Source organism: Nocardia sp. NPDC051981 (assembly GCF_040680715.1).
Classification (GTDB): domain Bacteria; phylum Actinomycetota; class Actinomycetes; order Mycobacteriales; family Mycobacteriaceae; genus Nocardia.
Genome location: NZ_JBFAXK010000002.1, coordinates 351,359 through 378,191, shown reverse-complemented (window position 1 = coordinate 378,191; position 26,833 = coordinate 351,359). Strand labels below are relative to the sequence as shown.

Annotated in this window: 20 protein-coding genes and 1 pseudogene (1 of these 21 only partly in view); 7 read left to right on the top strand and 14 right to left on the bottom strand. The window is 69.4% G+C overall.

The window, feature by feature from the left end; genetic code table 11:
• Together AB0L60_RS05650 and AB0L60_RS05645 are read right to left on the bottom strand one after the other, a co-directional pair.
• Window positions 1–253 (bottom strand): annotated as a pseudogene (locus AB0L60_RS05650) (EVE domain-containing protein) (it extends 230 nt beyond the left edge of the window).
• Window positions 250–672, bottom strand: coding sequence for an SRPBCC family protein (locus tag AB0L60_RS05645; protein ID WP_364607743.1), 423 nt, complete (start codon window positions 670–672; stop codon window positions 250–252). Before AB0L60_RS05645 ends, AB0L60_RS05650 begins: the two are co-directional and overlap by 4 nt.
• A 129-nt stretch (window positions 673–801) precedes the next feature.
• Here AB0L60_RS05645 and AB0L60_RS05640 point away from each other — a divergent pair, with 129 nt between their 5' ends.
• Window positions 802–1,053, top strand: a complete 252-nt coding sequence (locus AB0L60_RS05640) for a mycoredoxin (RefSeq protein ID WP_354840418.1) — start codon at window positions 802–804, stop codon at window positions 1,051–1,053.
• Window positions 1,054–1,113: 60 nt separating this feature from the next.
• Here AB0L60_RS05640 and nudC read toward each other — a convergent pair whose 3' ends face one another.
• The 4 genes from nudC to AB0L60_RS05620 all read right to left on the bottom strand — a co-directional run bounded on the left by nudC (window position 1,114) and on the right by AB0L60_RS05620 (window position 10,864).
• A complete protein-coding gene (gene nudC, locus AB0L60_RS05635; RefSeq protein ID WP_364607739.1) occupies window positions 1,114–2,034 on the bottom strand; it encodes an NAD(+) diphosphatase in 921 nt (306 codons plus the stop codon).
• A gap of 26 nt (window positions 2,035–2,060) precedes the next feature.
• The gene (locus AB0L60_RS05630; RefSeq protein WP_364607736.1) at window positions 2,061–3,128 is read right to left on the bottom strand and encodes a potassium channel family protein; all 1,068 of its coding nucleotides are present in this window, start codon (window positions 3,126–3,128) and stop codon (window positions 2,061–2,063) included.
• 111 nt (window positions 3,129–3,239) lie between these two features.
• Window positions 3,240–6,956, bottom strand: a complete 3,717-nt coding sequence (locus AB0L60_RS05625) for a UvrD-helicase domain-containing protein (RefSeq protein ID WP_364608554.1) — start codon at window positions 6,954–6,956, stop codon at window positions 3,240–3,242.
• Between the two features lie 80 nt (window positions 6,957–7,036).
• Window positions 7,037–10,864, bottom strand: coding sequence for a PD-(D/E)XK nuclease family protein (locus AB0L60_RS05620; RefSeq protein WP_364608551.1), 3,828 nt, complete (start codon window positions 10,862–10,864; stop codon window positions 7,037–7,039).
• A 107-nt stretch (window positions 10,865–10,971) separates the two neighbouring features.
• On the opposite strand from AB0L60_RS05620, the gene AB0L60_RS05615 reads away from it, so the two are divergent.
• From AB0L60_RS05615 to AB0L60_RS05605, 3 genes are read left to right on the top strand one after another with little or no spacing between them, the layout of a single operon-like run.
• The gene (locus AB0L60_RS05615) at window positions 10,972–11,757 is read left to right on the top strand and encodes an alpha/beta hydrolase (RefSeq protein WP_364607733.1); all 786 of its coding nucleotides are present in this window, start codon (window positions 10,972–10,974) and stop codon (window positions 11,755–11,757) included.
• Window positions 11,758–11,772: 15 nt separating this feature from the next.
• Window positions 11,773–12,075, top strand: coding sequence for an MGMT family protein (locus AB0L60_RS05610; RefSeq protein ID WP_354840404.1), 303 nt, complete (start codon window positions 11,773–11,775; stop codon window positions 12,073–12,075).
• Between the two features lie 35 nt (window positions 12,076–12,110).
• Window positions 12,111–12,869 carry a VOC family protein gene (locus AB0L60_RS05605; RefSeq protein ID WP_364607729.1) on the top strand — a complete coding sequence of 253 codons (759 nt, stop codon included), beginning with the start codon at window positions 12,111–12,113 and terminating at the stop codon, window positions 12,867–12,869.
• A gap of 90 nt (window positions 12,870–12,959) precedes the next feature.
• On the opposite strand, the gene AB0L60_RS05600 is transcribed toward AB0L60_RS05605, so the two are convergent.
• On the bottom strand, window positions 12,960–13,244 hold the full coding sequence (locus AB0L60_RS05600; RefSeq protein WP_364607726.1) for a WhiB family transcriptional regulator: 285 nt from the start codon (window positions 13,242–13,244) through the stop codon (window positions 12,960–12,962).
• Window positions 13,245–13,317: 73 nt separating this feature from the next.
• Complete coding sequence (locus AB0L60_RS05595) at window positions 13,318–13,800, bottom strand: hypothetical protein (protein ID WP_364607723.1); 483 nt, start codon at window positions 13,798–13,800, stop codon at window positions 13,318–13,320.
• 179 nt (window positions 13,801–13,979) lie between these two features.
• Between AB0L60_RS05595 and AB0L60_RS05590 the strand changes: the two genes are divergently transcribed.
• Window positions 13,980–14,861, top strand: a complete 882-nt coding sequence (locus tag AB0L60_RS05590; RefSeq protein WP_364607720.1) for an alpha/beta hydrolase — start codon at window positions 13,980–13,982, stop codon at window positions 14,859–14,861.
• A gap of 68 nt (window positions 14,862–14,929) precedes the next feature.
• Here AB0L60_RS05590 and AB0L60_RS05585 read toward each other — a convergent pair whose 3' ends face one another.
• A complete protein-coding gene (locus AB0L60_RS05585) occupies window positions 14,930–15,715 on the bottom strand; it encodes a helix-turn-helix domain-containing protein (RefSeq protein ID WP_364607717.1) in 786 nt (261 codons plus the stop codon).
• 355 nt (window positions 15,716–16,070) lie between these two features.
• On the opposite strand from AB0L60_RS05585, the gene AB0L60_RS05580 reads away from it, so the two are divergent.
• Entirely contained in the window at window positions 16,071–17,819 is a 1,749-nt protein-coding gene (locus AB0L60_RS05580; protein WP_364607714.1) for an NTP transferase domain-containing protein, read from the top strand.
• A gap of 7 nt (window positions 17,820–17,826) precedes the next feature.
• On the opposite strand, the gene AB0L60_RS05575 is transcribed toward AB0L60_RS05580, so the two are convergent.
• The 5 genes from AB0L60_RS05575 to AB0L60_RS05555 all read right to left on the bottom strand — a co-directional run bounded on the left by AB0L60_RS05575 (window position 17,827) and on the right by AB0L60_RS05555 (window position 24,166).
• The gene (locus AB0L60_RS05575; protein ID WP_364607711.1) at window positions 17,827–18,555 is read right to left on the bottom strand and encodes a helix-turn-helix domain-containing protein; all 729 of its coding nucleotides are present in this window, start codon (window positions 18,553–18,555) and stop codon (window positions 17,827–17,829) included.
• A gap of 262 nt (window positions 18,556–18,817) precedes the next feature.
• Complete coding sequence (locus AB0L60_RS05570; protein WP_364607708.1) at window positions 18,818–20,740, bottom strand: dipeptide ABC transporter ATP-binding protein; 1,923 nt, start codon at window positions 20,738–20,740, stop codon at window positions 18,818–18,820.
• The gene (locus AB0L60_RS05565) at window positions 20,737–21,627 is read right to left on the bottom strand and encodes an ABC transporter permease (protein WP_364607705.1); all 891 of its coding nucleotides are present in this window, start codon (window positions 21,625–21,627) and stop codon (window positions 20,737–20,739) included. The genes AB0L60_RS05570 and AB0L60_RS05565 overlap by 4 nt, the downstream gene beginning before the upstream one ends.
• On the bottom strand, window positions 21,624–22,583 hold the full coding sequence (locus AB0L60_RS05560) for an ABC transporter permease (protein WP_364607702.1): 960 nt from the start codon (window positions 22,581–22,583) through the stop codon (window positions 21,624–21,626). Before AB0L60_RS05560 ends, AB0L60_RS05565 begins: the two co-directional genes overlap by 4 nt.
• Window positions 22,580–24,166: an ABC transporter substrate-binding protein gene (locus AB0L60_RS05555; RefSeq protein ID WP_364607699.1), complete on the bottom strand. Its 1,587-nt coding sequence runs from the start codon at window positions 24,164–24,166 to the stop codon at window positions 22,580–22,582. Before AB0L60_RS05555 ends, AB0L60_RS05560 begins: the two co-directional genes overlap by 4 nt.
• Window positions 24,167–24,302: 136 nt before the next feature.
• On the opposite strand from AB0L60_RS05555, the gene AB0L60_RS05550 reads away from it, so the two are divergent.
• Window positions 24,303–26,615 carry an arylsulfatase gene (locus AB0L60_RS05550; RefSeq protein ID WP_364607696.1) on the top strand — a complete coding sequence of 771 codons (2,313 nt, stop codon included), beginning with the start codon at window positions 24,303–24,305 and terminating at the stop codon, window positions 26,613–26,615.
• The last annotated feature ends 218 nt before the right edge of the window (window positions 26,616–26,833 follow it).

Here is a 26,833-nt window from a genome sequence, read left to right as displayed (position 1 = left end):
AGGGGCGGAAGCAGCCGCCCTGTTCCTCGACCTGCCAGGCCGGGCCATCGGCGACGGTGCCGATGGCGGTGAAGGATTTGATCGGTTCGCCCTCGCGCATGCCGGTGCGGGGCGAGTAGTAGACCAGTCCGTCCCCGGCCTTCATGCGTTCCACGGCCGCGCGCTTGCCGTGATTGGCCTGCGCGAAGCCGAGTTCCACACCCCGGCGGACATGATCGCGGGAGACGACCGCGAGCCAGTACCCGGTGCTCATACCAGCACCGCCTCGGCGGCCGCGACCAGGGCCTCGACATCGCCCTGCAGGGACTTGGCGAGATTGCCGCCCATGATCTTGTTCCAGAGGCCGCGCAGCGGGCCCTCCATGGTGATGCGGACCTTCACGGTGGTGCGCTCACCGTCGGTGGTGACCTCATGGGCGAAGATCAGCCGCGCGCCGATCAGCTTGGACGAGTCGATGAATTCGGTGTCGGTGAGCTTGGTGACGACGAACTTGGTCTTGGGACCGCCCTTGGGCTTGAGGGTGCCGGTGGCGCCCTGCTGGAAGGGGCCGTCGAGGGTGACCCACTCGGTGTCCTGGTTCCACTCGGGCCAGGTGGCCATGTCGGCCCACTTGGTGAAGAAGGCGGCGGGGGTGGCGGTCGAGGTGGCGGAGGCTTCAGCGATGAACGTCATGCAATTAGTATGCGCGCTTAGTACTTCTGCGTCAACCCCTGATCTTCGATCGGTTCCGAACAGGGTCGATCGGCTCACAACCGACCCTCCGCGGGGAACACGATCCGAGGCGAGTATGTTGCACCGACCGTGACTGCTACCGATCTGACCATGTACTCGACGACCTGGTGCGGCTACTGCCGTCGCCTCAAGAAGCAGCTCGACGAGGCCGGCATCACCTACGAGGTGATCGACATCGAGGACCACCCCGATGCCGCCGAATTCGTGGGCAGCGTGAACAACGGCAATCACGTTGTGCCGACCGTGAAGTACCGCGACGGCTCGACGGCCACCAACCCCACCCTGGTCCAGGTGAAAGAGGCCCTGGCCGCCATCGGCTAGCCCCGGGGATGAAGAAAGAAGCCGCACACCAGCAGGTGTGCGGCTTCTTGTTGTGCCCGATCAGCTTTCGGCGGCCCAGGATTCGACAATGGTCCGGGCGATCGAAATCGACCCCGGCAGTAGCAGTTTCGCCTCGCCGCCGGTGGCCCCGGTGGGCGATCCCCACGCGCCCGCGGCCAGCGCGGCCCGCACCTCGTCGCGGGTGAACCAGTAGGCCTCGGCGATCTCGCCGTCGTGGAAGGACAGCGGCTGGTCCGGGTCGGCGACGGCGGCGAAGCCGAGCATGAGTGAGCGCGGGAAGGGCCAGGGCTGGCTGCCCAGGTAGCGCATCTCGCGGACGTCGACGCCGACCTCCTCCTTGATCTCGCGTTCGACGCAGCGTTCCAGCGACTCCCCCGCCTCCACGAAACCGGCCAGCAGCGAGAACAACCCCTGCGGCCAGGTGTGCTGGCGGGCCAGCAGCACGCGGTCGCCGCCGTCGTGGATGAGGCAGATGACGGCCGGGTCGGTGCGCGGGAAATCCTCGTGCCCGGTTTCGCTGACACGCGACCAGCCGCCGTTGGCAGAGGTGGTGGGGGTGCCGTCGACGGCGCTGAAGGCCGCCTTGTCGTGCCAGTTCAGCAGGGCGATGGCGGTGGAGAGCAGGCCGGTGCCGAAATCGTCGAGATCCAGGGTGGAGCCGTAGGCGCGCAGGTCGGCCAGCGTGCCCTCGATGGTGTTGTCGCGCACGGCCCACAGGTGGGTGCCGTCGTCCACGCCGAGGAAGACGGCCTCGGGCGCGCGTTCGGAGGCGAGGGTGAGTGCGGGCTCGAGCACCACGGTCCCGTTGTCGACGCGGACCTGTCCGCGCTTGTTCATCCGCAGGAGTTTGGCCTGGGCCCAGCCCTCTTTCAGGGTCTGTTCGTCGGAGCGGAGGTCTTCGGCCCGGTCGAGTGAGGTACGGGACAGCACCGGAACGGCATTCAGCTGGAAACCTGACACACCCCGAGACTAGACGGGCGCGATCGTCAGGCGTGGACGCGGCGCAGATAGAGGAGTTTGTCCCCGGCCTCGAGGGCGTCGGTCTCGGGATCGCCGACGCGGATGAGGCGGCCGTCGCGCACCACGCCCAGCACGATGTCGCGCAGGTGACGCGGGGAGCCGCCGATCTCCTCGGTCTCCACGTCGCGTTCGGCGATGGCGAAACCGGCCTCGGGCGTGAGCAGGTCCTCGATCATGTCGACCACCGCGGGGGTGGTGGTGGCGATGCCGAGCAGGCGTCCGGCGGTCTCGGAGGACACCACCACCGAGTCGGCGCCGGACTGACGCAGCAGGTGGGTGTTCTCGGCCTCGCGCACGGCCGCGGAAATCTTTGCCCTGGGATTGATTTCGCGGGCGGTGAGGGTGACCAGGACGGCGGTGTCGTCGCGGTTGGCGGCCACCACGACGGCCGCGGCGTGCTGAACTCCGGCCAGCCGCAACACATCCGACTTGGTGGCCGAGCCGTGCACCGTCACCAGTCCGGCATTGGCGGCGAATTCGAGCACCTGGGGGTCGGTGTCGACCACCACGATGTCGCCGGCCTGCGCGCCGTCGGCCAGCATGGCGTCCACTGCGGTGCGGCCCTTGGTGCCGTAGCCGACTACCACGGTGTGATTACGCACGGTGCGCCTCCATCGCTGAATCTTGAACGCCTGCCGGGACCGTTCGGTGAGCACCGCCAGGGTGGTGCCGACCAGGACGATGAGGAACAGGATCCGCAGCGGCGTGACAATGAGAATATTGATCAGCCGCGCGGTGGGGGTGACCGGTGTGATGTCGCCGTAGCCGGTGGTCGACAGCGACACCGTGGCGTAGTAGGCACAGTCCAGCAGGCCCATCCGATCGCGGGCGTTGTCGTGGTAGCCGTCGCGTCCGATGTACACCACCAGGGTGGCCGCCACCAGCAGCAGCACCGCCACGCCCAGCCGCCGCACCAGGGAGTACCAGGGGCTGGACTGGACGGAGGGGACCCGCAGGACGCCGACCAGAGCGTGGTCGGGCCGCTCGGTGAGACCGGCCAGTCCGCGCGAGGAGTCACCGAACACGTGAATCACCGGTCATTTCGGGCACTTCTGGCTGCGGCACAGGTCCGGAGCGTACCGGGCGAAACGCCGTGCGGCGGTTTCGGCGGGCGCGCGTCGCGAAGTCACGCGGCGGTCCGGGACTCAGTCCAGCGGGTCCGGCGGCACCGATTCCGGATCGGGTGGCGGCTCGAAATCGGGTGGGAAATCGAAGCCCGGCATCGGATCCCGGTGCGAGCCCGGGCGGGCATCGGCGCGCTCGGCCGGCATCGGAGCCGAGGGCGGTGGCGCATCGGAGCCGGGTGACGCTTCGGGGTCGGGCGGCGGCTCGAACCCGGGCGCGGGTTCATCGTCGTATCCGGCGGGTGCGGGTCGCCCCGAAGCGGCCGGGAGACGCAGCATTTCGACATCGGTGGGCTCGGCAGGACCCGGGTCGTCGTCGTCCGGCTCGGGCGGGAGCGGGGGTTCGGGCGGGGTCGGCGGAATCCGGCGGGGGGCCGCGTCGGTGATGATGGCGGCGAGTTCGGCTGGGCTGGGCAGGTGTTCGGGGGCGATGGTGCGGCCGGTGCGGACGTAGTGGAAGGCGGCGACCGTCTCGGCCAGCAGGTCGGATTCGGCGCGGCCACTGCGAGCCGCCTCCAGACGGGCCCAGGCCAGCCGGTAGACGGCGAGCTGGACGGCGACCGAATCCTCTTCGGCGCGTTGCGGTTCCGCGCCGGTCTTCCAGTCGACGATGACCCAGATGCCGTCGGGGCGGCGGAAGACGGCATCCATGCGGCCGCGAATCACGGTGCCCGCGATGGTGGTTTCGAAGGAGATCTCCACCTCGACCGGATTGCGGTCGGCCCACGGGGAGGCGAGGAAGGCCTCCTGCAGGCGCATGAGGTCGGCATCGGTGTCGGTGATGTCGGCCGCGCCGGGCAGTTCCTCGAAGCCGAGCAGGCGCGCGCCGCCGAACCAGCGCTGCAGCCAGGCGTGGAAGGCGGTGCCGCGCCGGGTGTAGGGGCTGGGCGGGTACGGGAGCGGACGCCGCAGGCGGGCGGCGAGTTTCGCGGAATCGGCGCTCAGGTCGACCAGGGCCGTGGCGGCGAGCTGGCCGGGCAGTTCGACCTCGCGCACGGCCTGTTCGGCGGCGCGGTGCTCGGCGATGAGGGCGCTGACATCCTCGGCCCAGCCTTCGGGATCCTCGTCCTCGGGCTCGGCTGCGGCGCCGCCGAATTCGGGCCCGAAGTCGAGTTCTGTCTGCTGTGGGCGGGATTCGGCGCGCAGGGTGTCGAGAGCGGCCCTGACCAGGGTCACCCCCTCCTCCACGAATTCGCGGCGGGAGCCGAGCGGGTCACGCGGCCAGGTGGCGGTCTGCGGGTTGTGGGTGAAGGGGTTGGGGGTGTCGGGCAGGGGCGGATCGTCCCAGCGGTCGATGCGCACACCGCGCGCCAGCTCCGAGCCCGGAGCCTCGGTCTCCTGTTTGAGCTCGAGCAGAAAAGCGGAGGGGCCCTTGGGTTTCGAGCCGGTCTCCGACCAGTGGTGGGCGGAGACGAACAGGGCGCGCTCGGTGCGGGTGAGGGCCACGTAGAACAGCCGGCGTTCCTCGTCGAGGCGGCGGGCCGCGAGGGCCTTCTTATGGTCGTCGAGGGCGCGTTCCAGGTCGGCGCGGTCGTAGAGGTCGGCCAGGTCGAGGACGGGGACGCCGTCGGTGGCGTCCTCCTGCTCGCGGTCACCGCGCAGCGCGGTCGGGAGTTCGGCGAGCGCGCCCATCCAGGTGGCGGTGCCGGTGCCGGACGGGAAGGTGCCGTCCACCACGTGCGGGACCGCGACCACCTCCCATTCCAGGCCCTTGGCCGCATGCACGGTGAGCACCTGGACGCGGTCGTGGGCGACCTCGACTTCGCCTGGCTCCAAACCGTTTTCGACCTCTTCGGCGGCGGCGAGGAAGTCGAGCAGGCCGGACAGGGAGGAGCGGTGGTCGGCGGAGTATCCGGCCACCACCTCGGCGAAGGCGTCGAGGTGCTCGCGCCCGGCGGCGGCGTGGGTGCGGCGGGCCTGGGTCTCCACGCCGATGCCGATGGTGCGCTCCACATCGGCGACCAGTTCGGCCAGCGGCTGCCCGGCCCGCTCGCGCAGCGCGGAGAGCTCGCGGCCGAGCGCCGTGATGCGGGCGAATCCCTGTGCCGAATACTGGTCCGGCTCACCGGGATCGGCGATGGCGTCGCCGAGTCCGGCCTTCTCGGCGGGTTCGGGCGCGACCTCGCGCAGCGCCTCGTCCAGGGTGGCGGTGTCGGTGATGGCGTCGGTCTGCCCGGCGGGGCGGCGGATGGACAGCTCCCGGGCGCGGCGGGACAGGGCCGCGATGTCCGCCACCCCGATACGCCAGCGGGCACCGGTCAGGATGCGTACCGCCGCGCTACCGGCCGACGGGTCGGCGATCAGGCGCAGGGTGGCGACGATATCGGCGACCTCCGGGGTGTGCAGCAGCCCGCCCAGACCGACGATCTCCACGGGTAATCCGCGGTCCCGCAGGGCTTCCGCGAGCGGGGCGGCATCGGCATTGCGTCGCACCAGCACCGCGGAGGTGGGCGGCGGGTCGCCCGCGTCGTTCGCGGTCTCCCATTCGGCGGCGATCCGTTCGGCGACCCATTCCCGTTCCACCGCAACGGTTTCCGCGAGTGCCAAGGCGACCATTCCGGCCGTGGCGTCCGGGCGGGGCCGCAGCGCGTCCACCGTCACGCCCCCGCCGCGCGCCGCCCGCTCGCGCAGGGGATCCGACACCAGGTTGGCCAGATCCAGGGCCTCCGGCGGATTCCGCCAGCTGGTGAGCAGCGGCAGGATCGGCGCGGGAATCCCCGGGGCACTGGGGAAGTCGGTGGCGAAGCGCGGCAGATTGGCCGCTGACGCGCCACGCCAGCCGTAGATCGACTGCATGGGGTCGCCGACCGCGGTCACGGCCAGCGGTTGCCGACGGGGCTGCGCGGCGGCCGGGTCGGGTCGAGCCGTCGCACCGAAGAGGGAGGAGAGCAGGATGCGCTGGGAGTGGCCGGTGTCCTGGTATTCGTCCAGGAGGACCAGACGGAAGCGATCGCGTTCGGCCGCACCGACTTCCGCGTGGGTGGCGGCCAGCCGGGCGGACAAGGACATTTGCGCGCCGAAGTCCAGGGCGCCGCGGCGGCGCAGTTCCTCCGCGAGACGATCCACCAGGGGCAGCAGGGCGACGCGCTCGTGCTGGGCTTCGAGGAGGTCGAGCAGAGCCTTCTTGGGGCCGCCCTTCTGCCGGGGTCCGGCGGGGAGGGTGTGGACGAGTCGCTCCAATTCCAGGTGAGCCGCGGCCAATTGGTGCGGTTCCACCAGGTGTTCGGCGAGCTGGCCGGAGAGAGCGAGCACGGCCTCGGTGACGCCGACGGGGCTGCGGTCGGTGTCGAGGTCGCCGTCCCAGGTGGAGACGACCCGGTAGGCGAGCTGCCACAGCTGGGTCTGGGTGAGCAGGGTGGCGGTGGGTTCGACCGGCAGCAGCAGGCCGTATTCGGTGAGCAGGCGGCCCGCGTAGGAGTGGTAGGTGCTGATCTCCGGTTCGGACGAGGTGAGCTGGGCGCGCAGGTGGCCGGTGGGGTCGATGTCGCGCACCACCGGCGCGCCGGCCAGCCGGGCCAGGCGGGTGCGGATGCGCTGGGTGAGCTGCTGGGCGGCCTTGCGGGTGAAGGTGAGTCCCAGCACCTGTTCGGGTTCGACCAGGCCGTTGGCCACCATCCAGACCACGCGGGCGGCCATGGTCTCGGTCTTGCCCGCGCCCGCGCCCGCCACCACCAGGGTGGGTCCCGGCGGGGCGGCGATGACGGCGGCTTGTTCGTCGGTGGGCGGCGGCAGGCCCAGCGCGTCGGCGAGCTGACGCGGGGTGAGCCCACCCGTCGCCCGGCCACCACCCCCCACGGGATCGCTACGCGATGCCGCATTCACTGGTCCGTCACCTGCCGGCCGGTGTCCTGCACGGGGCAGCTGCCGGCGACCTTGCAGTGACGGCAGCCGTCATTGCGCATGGCGAGATAGCTGGGGCCCTTGGAGGCATCGGCGGCGTCGTGGATGACGGTGCGCCAGGTCTCGATTCCGTCCGCGTCCAGCGGCGGCTGGGCGCGCTGGGTCGCGCCCTCCTTGCTGCTGGGCTTGGCCACGTAGACCAGGCGCGCGCCGCCGGGCTCGCCCTCGCCGAGCGCGCCCTCGGCGGCGGCGACCTGATAGGTGGCCAGCTGTGCGTGCTCCTCGGCGGCCTGCTTGGAGATGGGGGTCTTGCCGGTCTTCACGTCGACGATGACGAAGCGGCCCAGGGCATCTCGCTCCACCCGGTCGACCCGTCCGCTGATCCGCACCGGCTGTTCGCCGGGGCCGCGGGCGGGCAGCACGCAGTCCACCGGCACCTCGACGCCGATGGCGGTGAGCTCGTCGCGGGTATTGCGCAGCCAGGCCAGGAAGGTGTCGACCATGGTCTCGGTGCGGCGCAGTTCCGCCCGGGAGTGCCAGTTCTCGCCGTCGCGGGCGGCGGGGTCGACCTTCTTCCACGCCTTGGCCAGGGCCTGTTTGACCTGGTCCTCGCTGACCTGCCCGGCCAGCGCCTGTACCAGGGTGTGCACCAGATTGCCCTTGAGCGCGTGCGGGTTCTCGCCGTCCCCGCCGCCGTGCCGCTCCAGCGCCCAGCGCAGCGGGCAGGTCTTCAGCTGATCCACGGTGGACGGCGACAGCGAGATCGCGCCGTCTTCGCTGTCCCACAGCGCGTTCGTGGAGGAGAGCTCCGCGGTGCCGTACCAGTCGTCCGGGTGCGCGCCGCGCACCCCGGCCTCCGCCAGCCGCGCCAGCTGCCGGGCCGCGCGCAGCCGGCGCTGCGGCGCGGTCTCGGGATCGCAGGCGGCGGCGCGCAATTCGGCGATGAGGGCGTGCATGGCCAGGGCGCGGCCCGGGTCCACCGGCGGCGGGATCCGGCCCGGCTGCCCGTCGGCGGCCTCGCCGTCCATGTCGGCCAGGAACCGCGACGGCACCAGATCCTGGTCCCCCGTGACGGATTCGACCGCGGTCACGAGCAGCGACCGGCGCGCCCGGCTGCACGCCACCAGCAGCAATCGCCGCTCCTCGGCCAGCAGCGGTGCGGCCCGGCTCACCTTCTCCCCCGAACCGCCCACGCCCGCAAGCAGATCCACCAGATCCTCGACGCCGAGCAGGGTGCCGCGCGGCCGCAGATTGGGCCAGATGCCCTCCTGCACGGCCGCCACTGCCACGGTGTCCCACTCCCGCCCGGCGGCCGCGTGCGCGCTGCAGATGGTCACCGCCTCGCCCGGATCGGTGACCGGCGCGCTGTCCTGCGGAATCTCCTGCTGCTCCAGGTATTCCACGAATCCTTCGATGGTGGCGCGCGGCAGCCGGTCCACATACGCCGCGGCCGCCTCGAACAACCCGACCACCGCGTCGAGGTCCCGATCGGCCTGCATCCCGACCGCTCCCCCGCGCTCGGACTGCCCCACCCACCGCCGCTCCAGCGTGGAGCCCGTCCACACCCCCCACATCACGTCTTCCAGCCCGCCCCCGTCCCGCCGCACCTTCCGCGCCCGCCCCAGCGCCTGCAGCACCCGCCGCAGCGGCGCGGCCTCCACCGGCGTGAGCTTCTCCAGCACCACCCGATTCCCGGCCCCCACCAGCAGATCCCGCAGAATCTCCGCCGACGACCGATCCAGGTCGGCGAATCGCTCCGCGCCAGGGTCGAATTCGGCGTCCGGTAGCGGCCGGACCGGGCTGTCGCCACGCGGTGGTGCGGCAGCGGACGACGAGCCCGTACCCGCACCGGGCAACTCGGCGGGTCGCCCGCTGTCTGTCGGATCTGATTCCATCGCTTCGGATTCGGCCGCACCGATCGAATCACGCTCGGCATCGTCCTCGGTCGCACGCTCCGGATATCCGAGCTCCATGACCGTGCGCCGGATACCGCGCCGCAGCCGCCGCAGGCTGATCTGGTCGGCCCCGCCCAGCGGGCCGGCCAGCAGGTCGAGCGCGTCGTCGGCGGTGAACGCAATCGGCCGCGGATGCCGCACCGAGGTCGGATCGCCCGCGGTTACGGCCCGCAGCGCCAGCAACATCCACACCGCGCCCCGCCGCCGCGCGAGCGGAACATCCGCCGGCGGCTGTCGCACCGGCACACCGGCGGCCAGCAGCGCCCGCCGCAGCGGCGCCAGCGACAGCGGCACCGACCGCACGATCACCGCCATGTGCGACCAGGGCACCCCGTGGGTGAGATGCGCGCGCCGCAGATGATCTGCGATCAGTGCCGCCTCCTTCGCCGGTGTGGTCAGCACCTGCACCCGCACCTCGCCACCGGAGTGCGTACCGCCCCGGGCATTCTCGGATCGACCGTGTTCATCGGTACCGCCGGCCGAGCGCCGCGCCGAATCGCTCGCTCCGGCCTGACTGCGCCCGGTGCCGCCCCGATCGCCGGCGACCCTCGGGTGCGGCGGGGCCGCGGCGGCGGGCCGGATGCCGTTCGAACGGCGCGTGCCGCGGTTGACGGTCGTGGACGTCGCGTCGTCCGGTCCCGATGTGCCGGCCGGGCCGTCGATGTGCGGCGGGGTTGTGGCACCGCGAGATTCGTCGCCGTCCACGAGGCCGGCGGCGATCTCGTGGAGGAAATCGAAGGTGGCGGCAGTGGGGCGGGAATCGGCCGGTGGAGTGCGGTGGGGCGCGGCGCCGGGGAGGCGGGCGGCTATGCGGTCGGCTATTTCCTGGATAGCCGGGGTGGAGCGGTGGTTGTGGCGCAGGATGATTCGGCGGTCGGCGGGGGCGTCGGGGTCGGCGGCGAAGCGGGGGTCGGCGCCGCGGAAGGTGTAGACGGCCTGGTCGGGGTCGGCGGCGATGACCGTGGTGGCGGCGCCGCTGCCCAGGGCGCGGATGAGCTGTGCGGCATGGGGATCGAGGTGCTGGGCATCGTCGGCGAGGATGCAGCGCAGCCGATTGCGTTCGGCGGCAAGGAGTTCGGGGTCGGTGTAGAAGCTGTCGAGGGCGGCGGTGACGAGTTCGGCGGCGTCGAGGGCGGGGGCGCTGGCCTCGGGCACGTCCATGCCGACCGACCAGCGCAGCATCATGATCTGCTCATAACGTTCGGCGAAGCGCCCGGCGGCGACCCATTCCGGATGGCCGTGGGTGCGCCCGAGTTCGATGAGATCCTCGGGCCCCAGACCGCGTTCGGTGGCCCGCAGCATGAGGTCCCGCAATTGTTCGGCGAACCCGGCGGTGGGCAGCGCGGGATGCAGCCTTTCGGGCCATGCGGCGGCGCCGTCGGCGAGGTCGCCGCGCAGCAGTTCGCGCACCACGATGTCCTGCTCGGATCCGGTGAGCAGGCGCGGCGGCGGATTGCCGTGCGCCGCCGCGAAGGAGCGCAGCAGTCCGAAGGCGTAGGAGTGGATGGTCCGCACCAGCGGCCCGCGGGTGGCGCCGGGCACCCCGCCCAGTTCCGGATCGGCCGCGGCGACGCGAGCGGTGATGGCGGCGCGCACGGCGGTGGCGGCGCGCTTGGTGTAGGTGAGCACCAGCACCGATTCGGGTGCGGCCCCGGCCAGGATGCGCGCGGCGGCCACATCGGCCAGCAGCGCGGTCTTGCCGGTCCCGGGTCCGCCGAGCACCTGCCAGGGCTGCCAGCCGGGGTCGGCGCCGAGGTCGTCGAACAGCGGTCGGAGGGCGGCGTCCCACTCCCGTGAGGGGATCTCCGCCTCGGCCCGGCGCACCAATTGCACCGAGCTATCCGATCGCATCACGTCGGCTATTTCAACAGACCGCCCCGACAGGTTTCGTTTGCCATGAGTTGGCCGTGCCGCCGATCACAGTCCGGAAGCTGTTCATATCGGGCGCAGGCAGCAGAATGGGCAGCGTGGTGGAGCTTCATAGTCATCGTTTCGGTCCCCCGACCGGTCCGGTCGTGCTGGCGTTGCACGGGTTGACGGGCCACGGCCGGCGCTGGCAGGCGCTGGCCGACGAGCATCTCCCCGATGTCCGGATCATTGCACCGGATCTGCGGGGGCACGGGAGGTCGCCCGGCGTGCCGCCGTGGGATTTCGAAACTCTCGTCGATGATCTCGCGGCGCTGCTGGAGCACGAGACGTGCGAACCCGTGGTGGTGCTCGGGCATTCGTTCGGCGCGGCCACCGCGGTGCATCTGGCGCATCGCCGCCCGGAGCTGGTGCGCGGGCTGGTACTGCTGGATCCGGCCATCGGCCTGGAACCCGAGCGCATGCTGACCATCGCGAATTCCATGCTGGCGGCGCCGGATTACGAGAGCCTCGAACAGGCCCGGTTCGACAAGCTGGAGACGTCCTGGGCCGAGGTGGACCCGGCGATCCTGGATGCCGAACTGGCGGAGCACCTGGTGCCCACCGCGAACGGCCGGGTGGGCTGGCGCATGACCATGCCGGCGATCATCGCCTTCTGGGGTGAGATCGCCCGGGACTTCGTGCTGCCGCCCCGCGAGATGCCGACGGTCATGGTGCAGGCGATGAAAGTGAACCCGCCGCTGGTGTCTCCGGACTTCCGTGCGGCGCTCACCGCTCATCTGGGTGACCGGCTCACCGTCCACGAATTCGATTGCGACCACATGGTCGCGCAGGCGCGGCCGGTGCGGACCGCCGCGCTGGTCCGTGCCCTGCTCTGACCCAGGAGGCGCGAAATGCCAACCACCGAAGCCGAAGTCGAGCGAGTGCGTGAATTGGTCGCGGCCATTCCGCCCGGCCGCGTCGCCACCTACGGCGATATCGCGGCCGCGGCGGGTCTGTCCACGCCCCGCACGGTCGGCTGGATCATGCGCACCGATTCCGCGGACCTGCCGTGGCACCGGGTGCTGCGCGCAAACGGCACGCCCGCACCACATTTGGCGCATCGGCAGCTGGCCGAGCTGGCCGCGGAGGGCTGTCCGATCGCGGACGGCCGGGTGGACCTGCGGCGCGCCCGTTACCGGTTCGCCGAAACCTGATACGCGCCACCCCACCCGCCGGTTACCGTGAAAAGATGTCCACCCGTCTGGCCTGCGTGGTGTTCGATGCGGTCGAGCCCAGGGCGGCGGCCCGGTTCTGGGCCGAGCTGCTGGGCTGGGAGGTGACGGTGGACCGGCCCGGCGAGGTCGATGTCGCCGCACCGGACCCGGATGCTCCGGATGTGGCGCTCACCTTCCTCCCGTCGCGGCGGCCCAAGACCGCCAAGAACCGCATCCACCTGGATCTGTGCAGCCGCTCGCTGGATCATCAGCGGCTGCAGGTGGACCGGGCGCTGGCCCTGGGCGCCCGCCGGCTGGACATCGGCCAGGGCGCGGTGCCGTGGACGGTGCTGGCCGATCCCGAGGGCAATGAGTTCTGTGTGCTGGAGCCGCGTGAGCAGTACGTGGACACCGGCGCGGTCGCGGCCATCGTGATGGATACCCGGGACCCGTCGCGGCTGGCCGAATTCTGGTCCACCGCCTGCGGCTGGCCGCTCACCCACCGGACCGCCCGCTACGCGGGTATCCGCGCAGCTACCGGGCAGGGCCCGTGGCTGGAATTCCTGCTCGAGCCGGCGGCGCCGAGTGAGCGCAGCCGTCTCCATCTGGATCTCGTCACCTTCCCCAGCGACGATCCCGTCGTGGAGGCGGCCAGGTTGCGGGCCGCGGGCGCGGTTCCGGTCGGCCCCGACGCACCGCCGTCCGGCGGTGAGTCACCGGCTGTCGAGCCGGTCCTGGTCCTGGCCGATCCGGAGACCAATGAATTCTGTCTCTTACGAGCGACTATCGATTGACGCTGCTGATCCCGACCGCTTCCCCGCGCGAGGATCAGGCAATTCCGTGCACCGCGCTGAGCCGGATCACCCAGCGGGTCCGGTTACCCGTCAGGCCGCGCCGCGCTCGTAACGACGGCGCTCGCGCGGCGAAAGGCCACCCCAGATGCCGAAGCGCTGATCATGGGTGACTGCGTAATCGAGGCATTCCTTGCGTACCTCGCAGGAGGAGCAAATGCGCTTGGCCTCCCGGGTGGAGCCGCCCTTGTCGGGAAAGAATGCCTCGGGATCGGTTTGGGTGCACAGCGCCTGCTGATGCCAGGATTCGCTCTCGGCTCCGTCGCGGCGGGCGAGGGATTCGAACATTGCGTCGAAATTGGTGAAAAGCAGCTTCACTTCCTCTTTCCCTTCAATAAGTATCGGTAAGGAGTGCGCGCGAAGTATCAGAAAGAAAAACGCGCGGTATGTTTTACGCGCGGCCCATGCCGCAGTCACCACTGACAGCGGCGAGGCGGGCCTGGTCACCATTGACGAAGATACGACGGGCGTGCACGGCCGCCGGCGCACCCGACCACGGCGCGAGCGCGGTGGTGAACATGAGTTCGCACCAGCTCAATGCCGGAACCTCACCGCACGCGAGGGTATTCAGCAGAGACAGTTCCTGATCACTGTCATTCCAGGCGGCGAAAAGCCAGGAGGCGTCCAGCCGGCCCAGGAATTCTTCGGCGTCTTCCGGAATGCCGAGCGGGGCATCTACCGCGAGGTGAACCACGGCCGAAATCGCGTGGCGCATACGCGCATCCAGGCCGACCCCGTCGTGCAACAGCAGACCTTCGAGCGACTCCCGCAATCCCGCGCCGCGATCGATCCGGAAGTCGTCGCGCCGAGCTGCGGTGGTGACGTCGAACATTTGTTTCCTCCCTTGAAATTGCGCTTGTCCCAAAAGCGCCACGGCCTGATTAAAAGTGGCTCCTGATCTTGTTGTCCAGTTTTGAGGCAATCTGGGGCAAACCCCTAGCAGTACTGACACTGGCCAGTGTGGGTACCCGTCGGGAACCTCACCGAACGGTGCCTGGCACCACGCGGGCAAACATGTAGGGAGCGGGCGCTTCCGCCGTCTAGGGTCCGACCATGCCTTATGTGCGATCAGGTTCTGCAACAGTTCATTACGTCACCAGCCAGATCAACGGCCCGACCCTGCTGCTCGCCCACGGGTTCTTGATGGACGAGTCGATGTTCGAGCCGATGCGCGAACCTCTGGCAGACGCCGGTGTCAATCTCGTAACGGTCGATGCGCGGTGCCATGGTCGCACCCAGTCACCAGATGGCGAACCGTTCAGCTATTGGGATCTGGCGGCGGACGGATTTGCGGTTCTCGATGAACTAGGAATCGAGAAGGCGGTCGTCGGCGGAATGAGCCAGGGCGGCTACGCCGCACTGCGCATGGCACTGCTCGCACCGGAGCGGGTGCAGGGCCTGGCCCTGATCGATACCGAGGCCACCGCGTGCAATCCGGCCGAATTGGCCTACTACCGCGAATTCTTCGAATGCTGGACCGGTCCCGAGCCGCTGGGCCCGCTGGTCGCCGAATTGGCCCCGCAGCTCATCGGCGGCACCGATCCGCGGCTGTGGCGCGCCTGGACCAGCCGTTGGTACAACTCCGACCGCCAGAGCATCATGCCCGCCGCGCGCTGCCTGATGGACCGGCGCTCGGTACTGCATCGACTACCGGAGATCTCCGTGCCGGCCTTGGTGGTACGCGGTAGTCACGACGCCAACAGCACCGCCCAGAAGTCCGAGGCGTTGGCCACCGGGCTGGCCGGGGCAGGCGGTGTGGTCACCATTCCGGGCGCGGGGCACGGCGCGGCCTGGACTCATCCGGAAGTGGTTGCACCGCTGCTGATCCGGCTGGTCGAGCTGTCCAACGCCCGGCGGGATAACCGGCTGACGCGAGCGCTGTCGACACCGTGGCCGCGGATGCGCGGGGGACGCGAGGTCCAAGCCGTGCGGTGACGGGAGCCTTCTGCCGCGAGTGCTCGAGGGAGCGGGGCGTGCCCATGGCGGTCACGGCCGGCGGATTCTCACCCGGCCTCGTGCCAGCTCGGAATGCCGAGGAAGATTTGAATCTGACTGGGGTAAGCCGCATTGAAGACACTGAACAGCTGCACCGCGATATCGAAGCGCCGGTTGCGCTCGCGGTCGCGCAGGCGCATGGTGGCGCGGGGCCGGCCGTAGGCCGCGACGCCCTCGTCCCACATTTCCCGGAAAAGTCCGAAACGTCCGAGTTCTCCGAGAAATTCAACCGACCAGGCGGTATCTCCAGAGCTCGCGATCAGACCGCGCAGCCAGTGCACGGTCAGCCGGACCTCCTCCTCCCACTCGACCATGACCTCACGGGCGGCCTCGTTGCCCAGAAACCAGCGCAGGATATTGATGTCCCGCTCCAGCCCGGGGAACGCGCGGGAGTAGCTTTCGTTGCAGGCGAGCACATTCCAGCGGGTGTCGACGTAGGCGGCGAGATTCGGTTCGTGCAGGTCGAGGGCGCGGCGCATGTCATCGGTGATTTCACCGCGCAGTTGTTCCACGGTGGGGAATTCGCTCACGCCGAGTCCGGCCAGGTCAAGCAGATGCCGGCGCTCGACGGCCGACAGCGGGGTTATTCGGTCCAGATATCGCAGCAGCGCATCCACCACTTCGCGGGTGGGGTGGCCGCGATCGCCCTTCTCCAAATGGCTGATGTAGCTGGCGCTCACGCCGGCATTGAACGCCAGCCTTTCTCGTGATACGCCTCGTTCATCGCGCAGGCGGCGCAGCAGCAGTCCGAATGTCGGCGGCTTCAGATCGTCGGAGTCCCTATCCGGTTTCACGCCCAGCACCACGCCGTTCCCTCTCCACAAACATTCAGCAAACCCACCTTCATCGCTCTGAGTCCTCCCGGTACCGGACAGTGGGACCCGGTGTGGCGCCTGGTGTGAACGGTGACGAACGCCGCGTACTCCGCCAGTTCTCAGGTCGGATACTGCCATATGAGATTGTTCTCAACGTTAAAACAACACCATTTCTACTATGTGTCGTGGCACATCTCATAACGTAACGACTAACGGCAATTGCTTAGCAAGCGCAGGTTTCCGGGCGCGCCCGACAAGCTCCGAACAGCCTGCCACTACGATCTTCAACCATGCGCTGTGAACGAAGGACACGCCCCTGCCCCGGAACGGGCTCGTGACACCCGTCGACGCCATAGTGCTGGCCGGTGGAAAGGCCAGCCGGATGGGCGGGGTGGACAAGCCGGCCATCGTGGTCGGCGGGCAGTCCATGCTGGACGCGGCGCTGGCGGCGGTCGCCGGCTGCGCACGCACCGTGGTGGTGGGCCCGCATCGGCCCGAATTGCCGCCGGAAATCCTTCAGGCACAGGAGATACCGGCCGGAGCGGGCCCGGTGGCGGCCATTGCCGCAGGGCTGGGTGCCCTCGCCGGCTGTGAGTTCCCGGCCGGGCTGATCGTGGTGCTGGCCGCCGACATGCCCTTCCTCACCGCCTCGGCGGTGGACGAATTGCTTTCCCACGCACGGGAATCCGGCAGCGACGCGGTCTTCGCCGCGGATGCCTCGGGCCGCCCGCAGTATCTGGTCGGGGTGTGGCGGCGCGCCGCCCTGGTCGCTGCTTTGAAAGACCTGGATTCCCTGGTGAATCGGCCGATGAAGGCGCTGGTGCCGGTGGATACCGCCATGGTTACGCTACCCGGCGTGGACGACTGCGACACTCCCGAGGACGTGCGGCGGGCCCGAACCGGGGCGGCACTCACGGCCGCGCCGCTGTGGCTCGACGAGGCCCGGGACGTGCTGCGCGGGAGTATCTCCCCGCTGCCGGTGCACCGCGCGGTGCTGCGGGCCGCGCGCGGTGCGACGCTGGCCGCGCCCCTGCTCGCGGCGGACGCCCTGCCGCGCTTCGATGTCTCGGCCATGGACGGTTACGCGGTGAGCGGCGACGGGCCCTGGCAGCTGCGCCGCGATATCGGTTTCGCGGGCGGGCAGCGGCCGGTCGGCCTGCTGGACGGCGAGGCGGTGCGGATCGCCACCGGCGCGCACGTGCCCGACGGGACCGGTTCGGTGGTGCGCGACGAGTTCGTCCGCCTCGAGGCCGACGGCACGCTGTACCGGCTGCCGGACACCCCGATTCGCGAGGATGTGCGCCGGCGCGGCGAATACTGGCTCCCCGGTGCGGAAGTCGCGGCCGCGGGCACCCCGGTGACAGCCGCGCTGATCTCGGTGGCGGCCAGCGCGGAGGTCGCGGCGGCGGACGTGCGCGGCCCGGTGCGGGCGCGAATCGTCATGACCGGCGACGAGATTCGCGGCGAGGGGCCGCTGCACACCGGTCAGACCCGGGACTCGATCGGGCCCATCCTGCCCGATGTCCTGGGCTGGTACGGCGTGACCACCATCGATCGGGTTCACCTGCGCGACACCGCGAATGCCTTCGACGAGGTGCTGGCCGCGGCCGCGGACTGCGATCTGCTCGTCATCGTCGGCGCGACCGGCGGCGGCGCGGCCGATCAGCTGCGCTCGGCGCTGGACCGCTCCGAGGCCACCATGCTGCTGCGCCGCCTGCGCCTGCGGCCCGGGGGCTCCACGGTGGCCGCGCAATTGGCCTCCGGCACAGTCATTCTGGGGCTGCCGGGCAATCCGTTCGCGGCGATCGCCACCCTGCTCACGCTGATCGGCGCGACGGTCGAGGGCCTGACGGGTGCGACCCCGGCCCACCCGATCGTGGGCCCGCTGGTGAACGCCGCCGAGCTGACCGCGCCGGTGTTGCGCATCGTTCCGGCCCAGGCGCTTCCCGGCGGCGGCTTCAAGGGCGATCTCCGGCTGCGCACCGCGCACCTGGCCGATCTGCTGCACCGCGACGGCGTGGTGGTCGTCCCGGCCGACGCCGTGGACGGCGCGCCGGCCGAATTCATCCCCCTGCGTGGGTGACGCGGGTTCAGGCGGGTAGCCCGAGAACTGTCAGCAACTGGCCGGGGTAGGCGCCGCTGTCGAGTCGGCCGTGCTGGGCGTAGACCTTGCGCCGCAGCCCGGTGACCGGATCGCGCAACTGCACGGCCCACACATGCGGTGCGAACTCCACGCCGCCCTCGGACCAGGCCTGCCGGAATTTCGGGAATTGCCCGAGATCACGAATGAGATCGGCGAATCCGTCGGTATTGCCCGATCGCCCGATCAATCCGCGCATCCAGCGGGTGACCCGGCGGGCATCGGCGTCCCAGTTCACCATGACCCGGGTGGCCAGCTCATTGCCGAAGAACCAGCGCAGCATATTGCCGTCCTCGGTCAGGCCCGGAAAGGCGGCGTCCCAGCTGTCATTGCTGGCCAGCAGGTTGGCGCGGGTGTCGAGCAGGGCGGCCATATTCGGGCTGTGCAGCTCCAGGCCCCGCAGCATCTCGGGTGTGATCGCCGCGCGCAGTTCACTCGGGGAGGGAAGCTCGCCCGATCCCAGGCCCGCGAGGTCGCCGAGCTGGCGGCGGTCCTCGGTGGACAGCGGATCCAGCCGGTGCAGATAGCGGGTGAGTGCCTCGACCACTTCCCGGGTCGGGTTGCCGCGGTCGCCTTTCTCCAAATGCGTGATGTAACTTGCGCTTACACCGGCGTTGAATGCCAGGCGTTCGCGCGAAACACCGCGATTGTCACGCAGGCGGCGGAGCAGGTCTCCCAAGGTGGGTGCTTCGAGTTCCCGAGAATCCTGTCCATATACCGCTTTCGCGCCCACCTGGTTCCCTCCTGTACGGAATCCCGGTGGCCCACCGCGCCTCCCTGTGGAGGCGCCGCCGAGATCTCCTTCGAGACGGATATTTACACAGATTCGGATACGAACCGTTCCGCGCGGCAAATCCAGTCAGTATCACCGGATACTCCTATTGGTATAAGTTCCGGTGTGTCGTGGCAGTCGGCGCGGAATGGCGCTCCCCAAATTACTCTCAGGCCCCCAATGCGAGGGGTACTTGGACGGACACGATTTCGTCTCGGCGCGCGCGGGCCGGATCTGGGGCGGGAACCGCGTCCAGCAGGCGCCGTGTGTACTCTTCGCGCGGGTGCTGAAAAACGGCCGTGACCGGTCCTGATTCGACTATGCGACCCTCCCGCAGCACCACCGCACGGTCGGCCACCTGATGCACGACGGCGAGATCGTGGCTGATGAACAGGCAGGCGAATCCGTATTCGGCGCGCAGATCGGCGAACAGTTCGAGCACCTGCGCCTGCACCGAGACATCCAGCGCGCTGGTCGGCTCGTCCGCCACCAGCAGCCGTGGCGCGAGGGCCAGCGCCCGCGCCAAGGCCACGCGCTGCCGTTGCCCGCCGGACAGCTCGCCCGGCCGCCGGCTCGCGTACTCGCGTGGCAGACGCACGGATTCGAGCAGATCCCCGACCCTGGCCCGCAACAGCGCCCCCGAGGCCGCCCGGTGCACCCGCAGCGGTTCGCCGATCGAGTCCTCGAGGCTGTGGCGCGGATCCAGCGAGGCGGCCACGTCCTGATGCACCAGCGCGACGTTCTTGCGCAGCCCCCGCAATTCCCGCTGAGACAACCCGGTCAACGAGACGCCTTGCAACACGACCTCTCCCGAAGCCGCGGGCACCAGCCCCAGCGCAGTACGGCCGAGCGTGCTCTTACCCGAACCCGATTCCCCGACCAGACCCACCACTTCGCGCGGAGCCAGAGTCAGCGAGACATCATGCAGGGCCTGAAAGCGCTTGCCGTGGCGGCGGTAGACCACCGACAGGTCGCTGAGACGCAGCACTGGCTCGGCCGCCGGCTCAGCGGTCGGCGCTGACTTCCCCGCGCCCGTGAGCACATTGGCCCCGGAAACACCGGAGGCCGAATCGGTACCCGAAATGTCCGAAATATCCCGGGACACGACGGCGCTCGCGGGCACCGGGGACACCCCATTGAGCGGGGGCACCGCTGCAGCACGTGGAGTGGGCGACACGACCCGTTCAGCCGCGCCGTCCGCATTCGCCGACGGCGCGGAGAGACCTGCGACGGTCGTCGATGACGCAGAAAGCCCTGTCACGGACGCCGATGACGAAGACGGTGCCGCCACAGTCGACGGTGACGCTGGGCCGGCAGGCAGCACGGGGACCGCGGCCAGTAGTTCGCGGGTGTAAGCGGACTGCGGAGTCGAGAAAAGGTCGTGGACCGGCTGGGTTTCGACTATTTCACCGGTGCGCATGACCACCACCCGGTCGGCGATGGCGGCTACTACGCCCAGGTTGTGGGTGATGAAGAGGATGGCGGTGTTGTTGCGGCGCTGGAGGTCCTGGAGCAGGCGGAGGATTTCGGCCTGGACGGTGACGTCGAGGGCGGTGGTGGGCTCGTCGGCGATGAGGAGGTCGGGGTCGCCGGAGAGGGCCAGGGCGATGACCACACGTTGCTTCTGGCCGCCGGAGAGTTGGTGGGGGTACCAGTCGACGCGTTTGGCCGGTTCGGGGAGGTCGACCTGGGTGAGGAGTTCGATGGCGCGGGCGCGGGCCTCGGACCTACTGATCGGGCGGTGGGCGCGTAGGGCTTCGGCGATCTGGGTTCCGATGCGGCGCACCGGGTTCAGCGCGGTCTGTGGTTCCTGGAAGACCATGGCCGCGCGGGTGCCGCGGAGGGGGCGCAGGTCGGTCTCGGTGGCGCCGATGATCTCGGTGCCGTCGAGGCGGATCGAGCCGGTGGCGGTCGCGCCGGTGGGGAGCAGTCCGAGGACGGCGCGGGCGGTGAGGGATTTGCCGGAGCCGGATTCACCGACCAGCGCGACGGTTTCGCCGCGCGCGACGCGCACGCCGACGCCGTTCACCACTGTCCGTGGGCCGAAACTCACCACCAGGTCGCGAATGTCGAGCAGGATGTCGTCGGTCATCCGATCCTCCGGGCGCGGCCCAGAGCCTGGGCGATCAACAGGAATCCGAGGGTGAGCGCCGAAACCACCAGCAGCGGGCCGACGGCCATGGCGGGATTGGCGTCCAGGTTGCGGGTGGACTCGGCGATGATCGACCCGAGTGACGGGTCCGGCGGGCGCACGCCGATGCCGATGAAGCTCATGGCGCTGTCCACGAACACCGCCAGGGACAGTGACAGCGCCAGCTGCACGGCGAGCGGTTCGATCACATTGGGCAGCACGTGTTTTCGCAGTGTCCAGCCGGTGCTCGCACCGATCACCGCGGCGGCCTCCACGTAGGGCTGTTCACGCACGGCCAGCACGGCGGTGCGGATCTGGCGGCCGAAGATGGGGAGTTCGGCGGCGATGATCACGATGACGACCGCGTGCGCGCCCGGCCCGGTGACCGCGGTGAGCGCGATGGCGAAGATGAGCGCCGGGAAGGCGAGGATGAGGTCGAAGACGCGCTGCGCCAGCACATCCGCCACTGGATTGACGGTGGCCACCAGGCCGATGATCGAGCCCAGCACCGCGCCCGCCGGGACCGCCAGGAAGGCGATGAGCAGGTCCACGCGGATGCCGTAGAGGGTCCGGGTGAACACATCCCGGTTGAGTTCATCGGTGCCCAGCCAGTGGTCGCCGCTCGGTCCGAGCAGGTTGGCTCCCGGAATCTGCTCCAGCGGACCGTATTTCGTGAGCAGACCAGCGGCGAGGGCCGTCACCGCGATGACGGCGATCAGCAGCACGCCCGCCAGCCCCTGCCCGCGGGTCAGCGCCCGCAGCAGCGGCCGCCCCGGATTCGGTTCGCGGCCCGGGCTTTCCGTGACCGTCGTGGTGTCGCCGCTCTCGGCGACGGCGAGCTCGCTCATGCGCGGCCTCCGATGCGAATGCGCGGATCCAGGTAGGCGTGCGCGATATCGGTGGTCAGCTGGATGGCCACGAACACGGCCACCGAGAACAGCAGCAGCGCCTGCACCACCGGATAGTCGCGCCGGTTGATGCCCTGCTCGATGAGCTGGCCGATGCCGGGCCAGGCGAACGCGGCCTCCACCAGCACCGCGCCGCCGAGCAGGTTGCCGGTCTGGATGCCGAGCGCGGTGAGCATGGTGGGCAATGCGTTTCGCAGTGCGCCGTGGGTGATGATGCGGCGGCGCGGGATGCCGAGGGCGCGGGCGGTGAGGACGTAGGGCTTGGCCAGTTCGGTGCGCAGCGCCTCGGTGAGGAAGCGGGTCAGCGCGGCGGCCACCGGCAGGCCCAGGCAGATGGCGGGCAGCAGCAGATACTGGACGGCGATGTCGGGCCGGGCCAGGAACCCGTCCGGCGGGATGCCGCCCGCGGGCAGGATCGGAACGGCGACCGCGAACACCAGCACCAGCAGCACACCGGTCACGAAGACCGGGATGGCGACGGTCACCGTATTGGCGGCCGCCACGATCGCATTGAGCCAGCGCCGATCCCACAGGACCGAGGCGACGGATACCGCCAGGCTCACGATCACCGCCAGCGACAACGCCGCGGCGGCCAGGATGAGCGTGTTCGACAGACCTCGCACGATGAGATCCGCGATCTGCCCACCGATCACGTAGGACCGCCCCAGGTCTCCGGTCACCACGCCGTGCAGCCATGACACGTACTGCGCCGGGATGGGCCGGTCCAGGCCGAGCTGATGCCGGATGGCGGCAATGGTTTCCGGGCTGGCGTCCGGCCCGGCCAGGGTGGTGGCCGGATCGCCGGGCACGAGTCGCAGCAGCAGGAAGATGAGCACCGACGCGCCGAAGAGGACCGCGAGGGCGGACGGCACCCGGCGCAGCAGATAGGCGGTCATGCCAGGAACGCCTGGGTGAACACGTGCTCGCGGCGCTTGGTCCAGTCGAAGCCGTGCAGTTTCCGGGACGCGCTGTCCTGCGGGAAGTGCACGCCGATCTCGATCAGGAACAGGCTGTCCAGCAGTTGATCGCTGAGTGCCTGGTAGGCGCGGGTCGCGTCCGGGCCGGTGGCACGCGGCAGCTGCCAGGCGGCGTCGGCGGCCGAGACGTAGTCGGGTGATTCGTAGTGGGAGGCGTTCTTGCGGGCGTTGAACGGGTAGGCGCTGACCGTCAGCGTGGACGGCACGAACTGCGCCCAGGAGTGGTCGGTGATCCACAGGCCCGGGAACTGTGCGCCGATCAGCTGTTTGATGAAGGTGGCGTTCTCGGTGGGCGCGAGTTCCACTTCGATGCCGATCTCGGCGAGGTTGGCCTGCACGATCTGCGCGGCGGCCTCGAAGACCGGATAGGCGGTGTTGTAGGTGAGCGGCAGCTTGGGCGGTTTGGGCAGCTGCGCCAGAATCTGCTTGGCCTTGGCCACATCTCGCGTGTAGCGGCTGTTGCGGGAGTCGTCGAAGGCGGGAGAGTTCTTGGGCCACGGCAGGTTCAGCGGATAGCCGGCGCCGCGGAAGACCTCCTTGATGATGCGCTCACGGTCCAGGGCGTAGGCGATGGCCTGGCGCACCCGCACATCGGCGAGGGCCGGCTCGGCGACATTCGCGCCGACGTAGACCTGGAGCTCGGCTCCCTCGAAGGTGATGACGCGGAAGCCGTCGGTCTTGGCGAGGTTCTCGTTGTCGCGGTAGGTAATGCCGTCGGCGAGATGGATCTGGCCGGTCTTGAGGGCGTTGAGCTGCGCCTGATTGTCGGCGATGACGGTGAATTCGACGCGGTCCAGGTAGGGGCGGTCCGGCACCCAGTAGGCAGCGTTCTTCTCGAATACCAACTGCTGGTTGGGGATTCGCTGTACGAACCGGAAGGGGCCGGTGCCGATGATCTTGTCGCCGGTGGCGAGCTGATCGATGGACTCGCTGTCCAGGATGGGCACGGTGTCGAGCAGGTCGAACAGATTGCTCAGCGGGTGTGCCAGCGTCAGTGTGATGCGGTGCGGATCGCTGGTGTCGAAGCCGGTGACGGCGGCGGCCGTGCTCTTCAGCTGCGCCGACCACTTGGGATCGGCGTAGGTGCGCAGCGAGAACTCGACGTCCTTGGAGGTGAAGGGGCGGCCGCTGTGGAACTTCACGTCGTCGCGGAGGTCCAGGGTGATGGACTTGCCGTCGGGGGCGAGGGTCCAGCTCTTGGCCAGCAGCGGCTGGGGTTCGAGCTTGTCGTGCGGGTAGCGCACCAGGGATTCGAAGACCAGGCCGATCACATACGGTGTGGTGCCGGTATTGGTGAGCAGGTTGGCGGGCACGAGGTCCACCAGCACGCCGTACTTCAGTGTCCCGCCGCGCACGGGTTGTGCGTTGTCGTCGCCGCCGCGTTGCTGGTTCACCGCCGAGGTGCAGGCGGCCAGCGCTCCGCTGCCGAGGATCGCCAGGGCGGCGACGGCGGAACCGCGCAGGAAATGACGGCGGTGCAGACCGCCGGGGGACGAATTCATCTGGAAAACCTCGAGTGTGGACCGGGGCCGAATGGTGTGCGGCGACGCTATCCGCGGATGTATGACGGATCACCGGTTGCACGCAGCCAGAGTGAAACCCTGGCTCCGGCGCGGGCCCGGGCCCTTTGCTGTGAGCATGTCAGTCCCCGCCCATGCCCGTGGCTATGAGAATTTCGCCGGCGAGATCGACCGCACCACCGCCGATTCCACGCCGGAGTGGAACTATCCGCCGACCGCGCCCGCCGATGCGCCCAATATCGTCGTGGTGCTGGTCGACGATATGGGCTTCAGCGATATCGGCCCGTTCGGGTCGGAGATCGAGACCCCGACCCTGGATCGGCTGGCCGCGAACGGATTGCGGCTCACCAACTTCCACACCACCCCGCTGTGCTCACCGTCGCGGGCGGCACTGCTGACCGGAATCAATTCCCACCGTGCGGGTTTCGGCTTCGTGGCGAATGCCGATCCCGGCTATCCGGGGCTGCGGCTGGAATTGGCCGATGACGTGCTAACGTTGCCGGAAATATTGCGCGCCAACGGATATGCGACCTACGCGGTGGGGAAGTGGCATCTGGTGCGCGATGCCACGCTGCACCCGGCGGCGCACCGGGATTCGTGGCCGACGCAGCGTGGATTCGACCGGTACTACGGGTCGTTGGAGGGGTTGAACTCCTTCTACTATCCGAATCAGCTGATCTCCGACAGTTCGGCGGTGGATGTCGAGGAGTATCCGGAGGGGTACTACCTGACCGACGACTACACCGATCGCGCCATCGGATACCTCAAGGACCTGCGGGCGCACGACGCGGCCAAACCGTTCTTCCTCTACTTCGCGCACACCGCCATGCACGGGCCGTTGCAGGCCAAGCCGGAGGATCAGGCCAAGTATCGGGGCCGGTATCGGGAGGGCTGGGATCGGTTGCGGCAGAGCCGATTCGCCGCGCAGATCGCGCAGGGGCTGTTCCCGGCGGGGACACAGCAGAAGCCACGCAATACCGAGCCGGGTTATGAAGCGCAGGAGTGGGATGCGCTGACCGATGAGCAGCGGGCGCGGTTCGAGCGGTACATGGAGGTGTACGCGGGCATGGTCGACAGCATCGACCAGAGCCTGGGGCGGATCGTGGAGGTGCTCGAGCAGTTCGGCGAGCTGGACAACACCATTATCGTGTTCACCTCCGACAATGGCGGCACCGCGGAGGGCGGGCCCGAGGGCACCCGGACCTATTTCGCGCAGTTCGCCCAGGTCGACGAGCCCGACTGGGAGCGGGATGTGCCGCACGACGACGAGTTGATCGGCACCGCGAAACTGGGGGTGCACTATCCGCGCGGGTGGGGGCAGGCGTCGAATACGCCGTTCCGCTTCTACAAAGGGCAGACCTTCGCCGGCGGGGTGCGGGTGCCGTTCGTGCTGTCGTGGCCCAGGGGGCTGCCGCGCGGTGAGGCCGATAGCGGGGTGCGCGAGGAGTATGTCTACATCACCGACCTCGCGCCCACGCTGCTGGAACTCGCCGGGCTCGAACGGCCGACGGTTCGGAACGGACTGCCCGCCAAGGACTTCGACGGTGTCTCGGCGGTGGATGTGCTGAGCGACCCGGCCGCGGTCTCGCGGCACGTCGAGCAGTATTCGGAGATGACCGGTCACCGCGGCTTCTACCGCGACGGCTGGAAACTCCTCGCGCTCTACGAGCCCGAGCGCGGCATCGACAATCCACGCTGGCAGCTGTTCGACGTCCGCACCGATCCGACGGAGCTCCACGATCTTTCCGGGCAGCGCCCGGACAAGGTCGCCGAGCTCTCGGCCGCGTGGGACGAGGCCGCGTGGCACAACACGGTTTTCCCGCTCGTCACCCGGCAGGACCTGGCTCGGCGCCGTCCGGAGGAGGCCCGGCTCGGCGAGCAAGTTCGCATCCTTCCCGGCACCCCCACCCTCGAGCGGTACCGCTCTCAGCGACTGATCGCCTACCGCGACTTCACGATCACAGTGGAGTTGACCGGCTACCGTCCCGGCGATGAGGGTGTTCTCGTCGCCCACGGCGACCCGCTCGGCGGCTACCTCCTCTACGTGGAGAACGGCCACTTGATCTTCGGCTACAACGCCTACGGTCGCTACACCGAAGCCGATGCCGGTGAAATTCCCTCCGGCAGCGGACATTTCACCGTCTCGGCCACCGTCCAACCCCACCTGCGATGGGACTTCACCATCGGCATCGACGGCGTCCGCGCGGCCACCCTCCCCAACCAGGTCCAACTCGTCGGCATGTCCCCCTGGACGGGGATCTCCGTCGGCCTCGACGCCCGCGGTCCCGTCTCCTGGCCCCTCCGCGACCGCCGAGGCGTCTTCCGCTACTCCGGCTCCCTTCACTCCATCACCTACCGGCCCGGCCCCGTGGGCGTGCCCGAGTCAGCCCAACAAGCCCTGGATTCCGAAGCCGAACTGATAGCGGAGTAGCAGGCCCAAAACCCAAAGCCGACAACCCAAAGGACGAGAAGACAAGGGACGAGAAGACAAAGAGCCAAAAGATCAAAAGACAAAGACGCCTGGAGAAGGGAGGGGGACGGGCTTGGGGGCGCGCCTACACCTACCAGCCCGCTCACCTTTGAACCTGCATGTGGTGTCGCTGCAGGAGGTATTCGCTTGGATCTCGGGGTTGGGGTATCCGCAGGATG